This window comes from Edaphobacter sp. HDX4 (genome assembly GCF_036877565.1).
GTDB lineage: Bacteria > Acidobacteriota > Terriglobia > Terriglobales > Acidobacteriaceae > Edaphobacter.
The window spans coordinates 367601-378450 of record NZ_JAEDXW010000001.1 but is presented as its reverse complement, the minus strand read 5'-3'; the positions used below and the strand labels follow the sequence as shown (position 1 = coordinate 378450).

At 54.8% G+C, this 10850-nt stretch carries 8 protein-coding genes; 2 read left to right on the top strand and 6 right to left on the bottom strand.

Annotated elements, in window-relative coordinates:
* Nucleotides 1-134 precede the first annotated feature (134 nt).
* From JAO29_RS01585 to JAO29_RS01560, 6 genes are all read right to left on the bottom strand, one after another.
* On the bottom strand, nt 135-1196 hold the full coding sequence (locus tag JAO29_RS01585; RefSeq protein ID WP_334266416.1) for a type III polyketide synthase: 1062 nt from the start codon (nt 1194-1196) through the stop codon (nt 135-137).
* 113 nt (nt 1197-1309) lie between these two features.
* Complete coding sequence (locus tag JAO29_RS01580; RefSeq protein WP_334266415.1) at nt 1310-2176, bottom strand: hypothetical protein; 867 nt, start codon at nt 2174-2176, stop codon at nt 1310-1312.
* A gap of 508 nt (nt 2177-2684) precedes the next feature.
* Nucleotides 2685-4229 carry a polysaccharide biosynthesis C-terminal domain-containing protein gene (locus JAO29_RS01575; protein WP_334266414.1) on the bottom strand — a complete coding sequence of 515 codons (1545 nt, stop codon included), beginning with the start codon at nt 4227-4229 and terminating at the stop codon, nt 2685-2687.
* 67 nt (nt 4230-4296) lie between these two features.
* Nucleotides 4297-6597 carry a tetratricopeptide repeat protein gene (locus JAO29_RS01570; RefSeq protein ID WP_334266413.1) on the bottom strand — a complete coding sequence of 767 codons (2301 nt, stop codon included), beginning with the start codon at nt 6595-6597 and terminating at the stop codon, nt 4297-4299.
* A 99-nt stretch (nt 6598-6696) separates the two neighbouring features.
* A complete protein-coding gene (locus JAO29_RS01565) occupies nt 6697-7371 on the bottom strand; it encodes an exosortase C-terminal domain/associated protein EpsI (protein WP_334266412.1) in 675 nt (224 codons plus the stop codon).
* Nucleotides 7368-8300: an exosortase/archaeosortase family protein gene (locus JAO29_RS01560; protein WP_334266411.1), complete on the bottom strand. Its 933-nt coding sequence runs from the start codon at nt 8298-8300 to the stop codon at nt 7368-7370. Before JAO29_RS01560 ends, JAO29_RS01565 begins: the two co-directional genes overlap by 4 nt.
* 529 nt (nt 8301-8829) lie before the next feature.
* On the opposite strand from JAO29_RS01560, the gene JAO29_RS01555 reads away from it, so the two are divergent.
* Both JAO29_RS01555 and JAO29_RS01550 read left to right on the top strand, forming a co-directional pair.
* Nucleotides 8830-9495: a polysaccharide biosynthesis/export family protein gene (locus tag JAO29_RS01555; RefSeq protein WP_334266410.1), complete on the top strand. Its 666-nt coding sequence runs from the start codon at nt 8830-8832 to the stop codon at nt 9493-9495.
* A gap of 8 nt (nt 9496-9503) precedes the next feature.
* The gene (locus tag JAO29_RS01550) at nt 9504-10847 is read left to right on the top strand and encodes a hypothetical protein (protein WP_334266409.1); all 1344 of its coding nucleotides are present in this window, start codon (nt 9504-9506) and stop codon (nt 10845-10847) included.
* The last annotated feature ends 3 nt before the right edge of the window (nt 10848-10850 follow it).

The following is a 10850-nucleotide window of genomic DNA, read 5'->3' as shown; positions in this document are numbered from 1 at the left end:
ATGTGATCGGAAAAATCCCCTGCAAGTCATGGTCAAACCTGACCTCGACTTGCAGGGGACATTTTATTTAATCCTGAATAGCTGCAAAGTGAATCACGCGGAAAGCTATAAGTGCGTGAGGAACTGGTTAGCGATTACCACTGAAGCAGCACAAGCTCGGAACAGAATGCAGGTCCCATCGCTGCGAGGATGCTGTAGGTGCCGGGCTTACCGGGGTGTACCTTCAGGTAATCCTCAAGAACAGCCAGGACCGAAGCAGCAGAGAGATTTCCAACCTCTCTCAGACTCTTCCATGAGGGCGCCAACGCGTCCGGTGGAAGGTCCAGAGACTTCTGCATCGCCTCAAGCACCTTTGGGCCCCCGGAGTGAAAGATGTAGGTGGAGATGTCGTCACGAGTGAGGTTGTTGTCCCCAAGAAACTTCTCGACGTTTTGCAGCAGGTTTTCTTCGACAACCTTTGGAACATCGGGAGAGAGAACGATCTTGAAACCGCTTTCTACGATGTCCCATCCCATGACTCGTTCTGTGTTGCGATAGAAGGTTGAGCGAGTGGCAAGAACGCGTGGGCCACGGCTTTGGCGTCCCAGCTTGGTTTCCGCACCTGCGACAACGACTGCCGCTGCCCCATCTCCAAAGAGACCGGAGGAGATAAGGTTTGCGATCGACTGATCATCATCCTGCCAGGTGAGAGAGCACAGCTCGACCGACAACAGGAGGGCATAATGATCAGGGAAGGCCCGCACATAGTCGGAGGCACGAGCGATGCCTGCAGCGCCTGCGACGCATCCGAGCCCAAAGATCGGCGTTCGTTTTATGTTTACAGGGAACGGCAGGCGGTTGATCAGCCTCGCGTCGACGGTAGGGCTAGCAATGCCTGTGACTGACGCAAAGAAGATTGCGGAGATGTCTTCCGGAGAGATGCCTGCATAGTCGAGCGACTGGCATATTGCCTGCTGTCCTAAATCGACAGCCGCCTTTATCCAGGCATCATTCGTCTTGCGGAACGTATCCAGAGCAGGATATTGCTCCAATGGAAACACCGTGTGCCGGTGCTCAACTCCGCAGTTTGCATGGAGCCGGGTGAGAAGACGTGGTTCTTCCATCTTGTGCTGCCATCGGTCGCGTAGTGCTTCGGCGATTACGGTCTGGTTGTAGCGGTATGGAGGATAGGCTGTTCCTACTGAAGCAATACGCATCTTATGGGGCCTTTTGAATCTCGATTGAGTTATGTTGCCTGTGTGGGCAGAAGACCCCTTCAGCGTACATGGTTTGACTCAATTTCGATGCAAAAGTTTTGTGAGCATCCGGTTCAGTGAATCTGAGCAAGCTGCCGGTCGTATAGGGAGTTTAGGGGAAACTCCTTTTTCAGATTGATCAGAATGGCGCGGGCCTCCTGAGGCTTGTTCTCGCGGAGTGCGGCGACAGCCAGCATCATGCGCGCGAAGGGCGCCAGGTAGTGTCCCTGGCTCGCGGTCAGCTTGAGCAGACGGATACCTTCGTCCCGGCTTGTGGAGGCTCCGGTGAGGTTAAGAAGCCAACGGACGGGGGCGAACTTGAGGCTGAGCATGTAGTTTTCCACCCCGGATGCGAGATATGCGTCATAGAGATGAGGATTCACCTCCAAGGCCTGCTTGGAGTAGGCGCTCGCTTCCTTGCTGTAGTTGAGAGCAGCGAGGTCCTTTTTGTCGATCATCAAAGCGTAGTCAGATCGCATGCCGCTGATGAGAGTTTTGACATAGAGCGCGCGAGCATCATGAGGGTCGCGGCGCAGCGCAGCATCTGCAAGAGTGGATGCCTGATTCAGACGATCTTCAAAAGCTTTCCTTACGTTCTCGTCGGGTTTCAGGCGAGTTCTGTTATCAAACCGGCTCTGATCTGCGAACAACTGCACGTCAATGACGCGAAGCCGTTCAAACTCGCTAAAGAGGGATGCTGCGGCGTCTGAAACCGGCCCCATCGGATCCTGAGGGTGACTCGACATCCAGGCCTGAAATTTCCCGTGTGCGTCCGCGAACTGCAAGTTGTACATATCCCGGTAACCATCATCCAAAGGATTTCCGCTGAGAGGTTCGGCAGACGATGCAGGCGGCTGTATTGCGAACCAGAGCAGAAAGACGAGTATGGGGATGTGGCGCAAACGCTTCCAGAAGTTGATATGAGGCTGGTCTACGGTCATCAAAGTCCTGTCCGGAATATCTCTTCCCTCTTCCATTTGACGGGATAAATCGCCCAAAAGGCCGTAAGGCTCCAGGTTAATACTCAATTCCCAAAGCAGTAAGCGCTGAGTCGAGCTCGGTTTAGCCCAATTTTTCTCTATTTAAGCAGCAAAGAGTTGCAAGCTTGCCAACACTATTTTTAGGTAAGTAATGGAGATTCAGCAACTTAAGTTTGGATGCCAATCTGCATCCAGAAACGGCGAAGAACGGGATCGTTCTTTGCGAGTTTCGCGACATGGGTTGACCTGCCGTTTCGGGCCAGACTCTGAAGCTTTGGGACTTCACCTGACGGTTCCGTGGGTGACGGATTGGTTTTGAAGTAAATCTGTCGGACATGCATTTTGCGGGAGGTGCCGGGAGCCCTGCCGTAGAAAAGCAACTGGCAGATCCAACCAGGAGTGAGGAGATTTCTCCTCACTCATTTTTTTTGCTCACTTCCCATTGCACACGGCAACGAGGATCGACATTTTATACGGTGGTAGAGTCGGGCGTCAGAGGTCTTGTGAATCGATCTAAGAGGAAGTTCATCGGACCAGCCACTGGTGCGGGACACGCGTTCGAGATGATCCTGAATCTATCCCGGTCCTCTGGTTCGAGAATCTTGAAGACGTATCCAAGCAGGAGAAACAGAGTGCTCGAGATTACCGATCCCAGAATCAAAGCAGGAAGTGCTGACAATTTCGAGGTAGCCCCGTAGGCGACGGTCGCACAAATGGTGCTGATTGCCGTGAGCTTGAATAGAAAACCCCACGGAAGCCGGATCTCGTAGCGACGAATTCCCACCGCCCACATCAGAACCACCGCCGTGAATTGAGCAGCTCCGCTTCCGAGACATGCCCCGAGAGCGCCATAGGATGGAATCAACAACCAGGCGACGCCCACATCCACGAACGAGGCGACGATGGTCGTGATGATGAAATATTTCTGTCGATCGACACTTTCAAAGAGACTCTGAATTGGGCCAGAGAATGCCTTGGGCAGGCATAGAAGCGGCGCAACTGTCGCGACCAGCAGCGCTCCCACATATTGCTTGCCATAGAGCACCATGACGACCGGCGCGGCGAGCGGGACGGCGATGATGTGGATTGGGAGCGAGATGAGCGCGATGTAGCGAGCAGAGGCGGCGGTCATCGCCGGAAGTTTAGACCGATCACGCCCGTACTGCGCATAGATGCTGGCTCCAGTGGCCGCTGCAAAGATAGAAGGGAAGATCAGCAGGCGCTCCGCAAGACTGAATGCGACTGAGTAGAAGGTGAGCTGACGGATATCCGGGGTGAGATGCTTAAGGAGGAAGAGTTCGGAGCGATCCCATACGACAAGAGTGAGCAGCATTCCCATGACACTCTGTGCAGCAAAACTCATCATGCGGGCGCGCAGGTCTTCAGGCGGATGCGCATGACCGCTGTCCCATCCGAGAATGCGGCGCATGGTCGGGATAAGCCTCACCAGGAAATCAGCCCACTTCATGGCGAACATCGCAAAAGCGATTCCATTGACGCCCCAATGCAAGACGACAGCAAGGAGCGTGAGGATAAAGTAGGTTGCTGTCGAGGCAAGAGAGCCGGGCAGGTTTGCTGAAAGCGTTTCGGCGGCGACGTTCGCCTGGGCCGAGATGAAGTTGATCATCGCCGGCAGCATGGCGACGACAAGCAGAAGGGCCGCGATCCGGTAATCGGCGGGAGCGTCATGAAAGACCCATATGACAGCCCCGATGGTTGCCGCAGTGGCGAGCAAGGTCTGGATCAGAAGCGTACGAAGATAGATGAAGCGTGCGGTCGTATAGTCGCCAGCGCCCAGATACTCGGCCATATACTTGCGAGTGGTAATGGGAATTCCGACAGAGCCGAGCTGACTAACAATGCCCGTAAGCCAGGTGACGTAGATGATGTACGCCATCTTCGTCGGTCCCAACGTTCGGGCAATGGCGATAGAAGTGACCAGCGAGGTCACGAAGCCGATCATGTTCTCCAGCCCATACCAGGCTGTATTGCGAGCAATGGTTTTGGTATTCACGAGTCTTTCCGAGATGAAGCGGCCGGACCTGAACCCGAAGAGCAGATCCGGCGAGAGAGCGAAGGGCTCAGCTAAGCTGGCCTAATGCCTTTTCCGCATCTTTCGCGGTCTGGCTGTTTGGCGCAAGGCTGACGGCTTTCTTCAGATGAAGCGCCGCATCAGAGCTATCGGACAGCTTACTGTAGGTAAGGCCCAAGTGATAATGGAGCGCAGCGTCATTGGGACTAGCTTTCACTGCGTCTTCCAGCAAGCTGCGCGCCGACGTGTAGTTGCCTTTATGGTAGTACGCCCAGGCGAGAGTATCAGCCGTGCTTGGAGAGTCTGGCATGCCACGTCGAGCGACCTGCGCGAGCGACAAGGCGACATCGATATTCTGACCGGTTTCGATCATCAGATAAGAGAGATTGTTCGAAGCGACCGCCTGATCCGGCTGAATTTGAAGGGCCTTCTTGTAGGCCGCAATCGCCTGATCGCGATTTCCCTGTGCCTCCTGGAGCGTTCCGAGAACCGTGAACCCCTGCGCGTCGTTCGGGTGATCCGTCGTCCACTGCTGCCACTTTGCGATTGCCTTGCCGGGGTCGCCATTGGTAATGACCGCACGGGTATAAACGACTGCTGCGACGGGATCGTTGGGATTGAGCTGTATGGCCTTCTCTGAGGTAACCAGCGCACCTGCGGTATCGCCCGTTGAGCCCTGGAGTTGAGCGAGCAGGCTGTACATATCGCCGTTCTGCGGGGATTTTGCGATCTGCTCCTGCACCCTACTTACAGCTTTGGCTACCTGCTTGTCTGCAACGTAAGCAGCGGCCAACAGACGGAGAGCGGGAGAGGAGTTGGGATTGTGGCTCAGAGACTGCTCCAGCATATTGCGAGCTTCGGGAAAGTTCTTCTGAATGAGGCGCAGCTTGGCCATCTGGAGATAGGCGTCTGCATTATTAGGATCGATCTTGATCGCTTCCTTGAAATCTACCTCAGCCTTGTCATAAAGCTTCTGACTTCCCTCCGCCATGCCACGCCATATGTAGCCGTTGGCCGATTGTGGGTTCGATGCAACTGTTGCATCGCCCAGCTGAGCGAGGGTGGTGTTGTCGCCACGACTGATTGAGATCTGCGCGAGTCCCTGCTGGGCATCAGCGTTCCGCGGGTTCATGCGAACGGCGTCTCGAAATGCCTGCTGAGCGGTGGGTATATCACCTTTCACTGTGGCAGCCCGGCCAAGCCAGATTTTCAACTGAATGTTGTCGGGGTTCGCTTTGGCAGCCTTCTGCAGCGTGTCGAAGGCGTCCGATATCTTGCCTTCGTTCAGCATCAACATGCCATTCAGAAGCGCCACCTGAGGGAGTTCACTATCGGTCTTGGCCAGTTCCTGGCCGATGCTTCGAGCCTTGGCCATGTCCTTCTTGGCGATGAGGAGGCGGGCATAAGAGAGCTTGAGAGGTACGCTCTTGGGATGATTCGAGACAAGGTCAGCGTAGACCTGTGCCCCACGATCGGCCTGGTTCAAGCGGATGTAGTACGAAGCCAGCATATCGGCAGCATTGCTGTCATCCGGAAGTTCATCTGCAGCTTTGTGAAGGACAGCCTCCGCCTTTGCTGTGTCGTTCTGGCGCAGGTACAGGTCGGCCAAGCTTGAACGCGCGATGATGTTGTGAGGGTCCGCTGCGACTGCGGCATTCATCTGCTCAAGGGCGCCATTGATGTCGCCCTTTTTCTGCAGCATATTCCCGAGGACAATGTGAGAGGCAACATTCTTGTCCTCAAGAGATACAGCTTTGCGGAGCTGATCCTCCGCTTGTCCCGCAGTTGCGGGATCGGATGCCAGAAGTATGCCCAACGTGGTGTGAAAGGGTGCTCGGTTGGGATCGATGGATAGGGCTTTCTGAATCTGGGTGAGCGCTGTGGCATGGTCACCCTTACGCGCAGCAATCGCTGCAAGGAGAGCGTAGGCATCTGCATTGTTGCTGTTGATGGCCAGGACTGCGTTGGCCTGCTCTGCTGATTTGTCGAGAGCGTTGCCGGCCAGCAGCAGATTCCCCAATTCGATGCGCGCCTGCTGGTTGTTGGGAGCCAGATCCACCGTGCGCATGAGCTCGGCGTATCCGGTCATGGTCGAACCTTCTTTTAGATAGACCTTGGCCAACTCATAGTGAGCATCGGCGAAGTTACGATCGACCTTCAAGGCATTCGAGAACTGGATGGTCGCTTCCTTAAGCTTGCCGTCGTTGGCGTAGCGCTTTCCGCTCTCAAGATATTTATGTTTCTGCTTATTGGGATCTCGAGAACAGCCGGTCGTGAAGCCTAAAGCTATCGAGGCAGCAAGTAAAGCGGCAGAAAGGCGAACTGGAGCAGAAGCCCGGGAGATTTTCATTTTCGGTCCCTTCATTCAATCGTCAATCCGTACAGATGTCCTGAGACGGATTCTTTAGGGCCAGGCTTTTGCACCCTGGCGTGCGTGCTGAAACAAATCTCAGCCAGGAATGAACTGAGACAGATACGGAGCCATATGCGCGGTAAAGCGGATTGCACGATCGCGTGCGTCAGCGACCTGCTCAGTGCTCGCAATAGGGGTAATTACACGGACAAGCGCTCCATCGGTGCGGTTGTAGCGGATGGCATCAGCCAGCATGTAAGCCTTGGCTTTGTATTCGTTCGCGATACTGCGCCCATGCGCCTGGTACCAATAGATGACGAACTGGCGGCTTTCGCCGTTGTTGATGACATATTCTCCGACATTGAAGTGCTCTCCTCGGATGTCTTCAAGGCCCGTGTATTTAGAATACTCAGACTCAAAGGTCCAGCCGGCTCCAGGCAGACAGTGTTGCGGGGAATGGATGGATTGCCCGGTGCGTTGCGTCGCGAAGTACCCGATGAAGAGACTTACCGGGTACACCGCGGAGGGCTTCAGGGAGACCTGCTGGACTGCTGGAGCGCTGTAAACCCGATTGAGGAAGTCGCCTTTGCCCAATACTGCGAGCACCCCATCATCGAGGGGCAGATCCTGCGCAACCAAGCCGTCGATAACAGTCGGCATCTGGCTGAGAGGCGGGCTGTAAGGGACATTGTCCGCATCTCCCCGATGCATCAACAGACCCAGGGTTACGATCATGAGCACGATAACGGTCCAGAAACGTGACGATTTCACGTAGTTACTCTCGCTTTCGGTGGTGCCACCATGCGCATGAGGCGGTGGATAAGGTAGAGACAGCCGAGCGAAATCACAAACATGACCCAGCCTGAAAACTCATGAAAGAACCCGAGCGCCTTGACGGGGTCCCAGTATTGAACGCAAAGGCCAGTGCCCACAATTCGAATCGCGTTGGCCGCGACTGCAATTGGAATGCTAGCCAGGGCAAGAAGGATACGGCGCTTCGTCGTTCGTTCAAGGAAGTATCCATAGAACACGGCCAGGGTGAAGAGGCTCATCAGTGACCGGATCCCGCTGCATGCTTCGGCAACCTCGAGCTTCATCACGGGGAGCTGAATCACATTGCCTTCCTGCAGCACGGGTACTCCCAGCAGAGGCAGTGTCATGCTGGCCAGCCTCGAGGCTAGTAGCTGAAGAGGGAAGGTGATCTGGTTGAAGATAATGGCGGGAAATGGAATCGCCAGCAGGAGGACGAATACGGGGAAACGAAGCTGCTTCAGCATCTCGCCGCCGAGAAACGTCCAGACAAGCCCGGTGAGCAGGATGACGAAGGATACTCGAGAGGTAAACAGGTCAACCCCATAGACCCCAAAGATCAGGATCAGCAGTCCCAAGATAATCATAGGAACGCCTGCCCAGGTGGGCCGAACAGGTGTCGCCGCAATCTTTTCCCGTTTGTCCCAAAGAAGGAAGAGCGAGAAGAGAGGAACCAGGAATCCGTGGGAGTAATCGGGGATGTTATACCAGTCGACCACCAGCTTGATGCCGATGCGGTAATAGAGCGCGATCAGCAAAAGGCCGACGAGGGCGGACGGCAGCCACGCTCGTGACGGGATCTGAATCCGGGAGGAGTTCACCGGGAGCTGGTCGAGGCCGGGAAGGACCTCCTGAGAGAGCTGTTCGTTTTGCAAGCTGCCAGTCACCATGTCTAGGCGTTATACTTCACAGCTCAGTTGTAAGCAATTGCCTTGCCGTCGGCAGATTGTTTGAGATAAGGGTAATTTCTGACTCTGCCTACAGTCATAGGAACTTACTGGACCATAGTTGTAGGGTAAAGGGAAAAAGTTTTCCCACATAAGCCGCCGTTCTGCATACCATAGTAATGCCCCAAAGGACGAAGAAGTCCTGCCGGTTCCGTAAGTATCAAGATGGAAGGGTGGCATTCGGTCTATATAGAGATCACAGCACGGCAAAACTGAAAAAATCATGTCTTCGCCGCATTTGGCATTCGTTGTGCTTGCAGGGTCAGTGACAGCCAAATTTGTAAGGCCCGCAGCTCGCATATTTGACTGCGTACCTCTATTTGGAGGGCATCGACCCGGATCTGAAGTCGCTGAGTTAACTGTAAGCGAAGCGAATTCAACGCCAATATCATGGATGGAGGCAAAGCATAGCCGGATGAGTCAGAATGAAAGATATCTTCAGGAAAGTCGAAGACGAATGGGGAGTAAAACCATGAAATGGCTCCAGGTTGGAGTACTTGTAGCGATATCAGCTTCGGCTGTTGCCCAGGACGCGCGGAACAAACAGGAGGTACAGGGACAAACGGCACCGTCAGCGGCACAATCCGGCAGTTCCGAGGGTACTCCGGGGTCATCGGGCCAACCTGCCACCCTTCAAGGGGCCGCGAATGTCGACGTTGCGCGCTACGTGATCGGTTCCGACGATTCGCTTTCAATCACCGTTTGGAAAGAGCCCTCTCTGTCTGGAACTATACCGGTTCGCCCGGACGGCATGATCTCTCTGCCTCTCATCGGTGATCTGAAGGCTGCGGGAAGGACCCCGATGCAGCTTGCTGATGACATCACCGTAAAGCTGAAGAAGTATATTCAAGATCCAAACGTTTCGGTCGTGGTTATGGCCGATAGTAGTCAAAGGATCTTCCTTATCGGAGAGGTGGGTCATGTTGGCCCGGTGCCGATGACTCCGGGGATGACTCCCTTGCAGGCGATCGCGGCCGGAGGCGGTCTTTCTGCATTTGCTAACTCCAAGAAAATCTATATTTTACGGAATGAAGGAGGGAAGCAGCAGAAGATTCCCTTCAACTACAAGAAAGCGCTCAAGGGAGAGGATACGCAGGGAGTGAGTTTGAAGCCGGGGGACACAATCGTCGTCCCATGAGGCAGCCAATGAAAACCTTGATTCCAATCTCGCTCGTAGCTCTAGCCCTTACGGGCCAATCTTACCGATCGCTCGGCCAGGCTGTTCCCACAGCCGTGCCAGTGCAGACGCAGGCACCTGCTGGGACTACCACGCCCCGGCTCTCCTGGATCGACGGCACCGTTCACTACTCCTTAAGCGCTTCTGAGATCGTTCAGTACGGATACTACGGAAGCGGAAACGTCACCAGTTCCACAGCTCTCTCGGGTGTCGTAGGCTATTCCTCTCTAAGCATGGTTCATCCGACATCCCTGTTGTTCGCCGGTGGGGTCGTGATCGGACAGGGAGGCCAAGGCACATCGACCTATCAGAACTTCGTCATCAGCCAGACCCTCATAAAGAAGCGGTGGGTCTTCAATGTGACGGACTCCTTCAGCTTTCTTCCGCAATCTCCTGTAACGGGCGTGGCAGGTGTCCCTGGGATCAATAGTCCGGGAACGATACCAATCGATGGCCCCTCACAGGGACCTGCTGGAGGGATCCTGACCTACTCCGGAAACCGTATCAGCAACGTGCTGTCCGGCACGATTGAGCGTCAACTGAGTGGACGAACCTCCGCGAGCGGCAGCGGCTCCTACTCCGTTCTCCACTTTCTAGACAAGAATGCTGGCCTGGATACCACGATGATTTCAGGCCAGGTTGCGATCAATCACCAGATCGATCGGCGAAACTCTGTCAGTCTCAGTGCGGTGTATTCGACCTTTGACACCACAAACTTCTATTCGCTCTATCCTCCAGGATTTCCGAACAGCATCACTTATCAAACCAAGGGAATCAATCTTTCCTATTCGCGGCGTTGGACGAGGGCTCTGTCTAGCGACATCTCTGCGGGACCGCTGTGGATCCAGAGTTCGGCCGCACCACTTATTCCGAATCAGCTGAACTATTACCTGAACGCTGGTTTGACATACGGTCGCCGCCTGACGAGCTACAGCCTGCGCTACACGCATGGGGTCAACGGAGGCTCTGGAGTTCAGCCAGGCGCTCTATCGGACAACGTGACGGGGACGGTGGGTCGCACATTTGGCGCGAAATGGGCCGGTTCAGCTTCCTTCGTCTACACGCGAACCAGCGGACTGCTGGCCCTTGGGTCTAACCTAAACGGGCTAAATGGAATCACGAATACCCAGTACGGAACATTGCAGCTAACGCATGGGTTTACGCGTACCATCTCAGGTTACGCGAGTTACACAGCGCAAAACCAGTCGTATAACCAGGGAATCCTGGCGCCGAATGCGTTGAACGGCATCTCCCACATCTTCGGTGTCGGAGTTTCATGGTCGCCGCAATCAACCCGCCTCGGTGAATTTTAAGGA

Excerpts from the sequence above, each read along its gene's own strand:
- JAO29_RS01585 (WP_334266416.1), bottom strand. The coding sequence starts at position 1,196 with ATGCGTATTGCTTCAGTAGGAACAGCCTATCCTCCATACCGCTACAAC.
- JAO29_RS01580 (WP_334266415.1), bottom strand. The coding sequence starts at position 2,176 with ATGACCGTAGACCAGCCTCATATCAACTTCTGGAAGCGTTTGCGCCAC.
- JAO29_RS01570 (WP_334266413.1), bottom strand. The coding sequence starts at position 6,597 with ATGAAAATCTCCCGGGCTTCTGCTCCAGTTCGCCTTTCTGCCGCTTTA.
- JAO29_RS01560 (WP_334266411.1), bottom strand. The coding sequence starts at position 8,300 with ATGGTGACTGGCAGCTTGCAAAACGAACAGCTCTCTCAGGAGGTCCTT.
- JAO29_RS01555 (WP_334266410.1), top strand. The coding sequence starts at position 8,830 with ATGAAATGGCTCCAGGTTGGAGTACTTGTAGCGATATCAGCTTCGGCT.
- JAO29_RS01550 (WP_334266409.1), top strand. The coding sequence starts at position 9,504 with ATGAAAACCTTGATTCCAATCTCGCTCGTAGCTCTAGCCCTTACGGGC.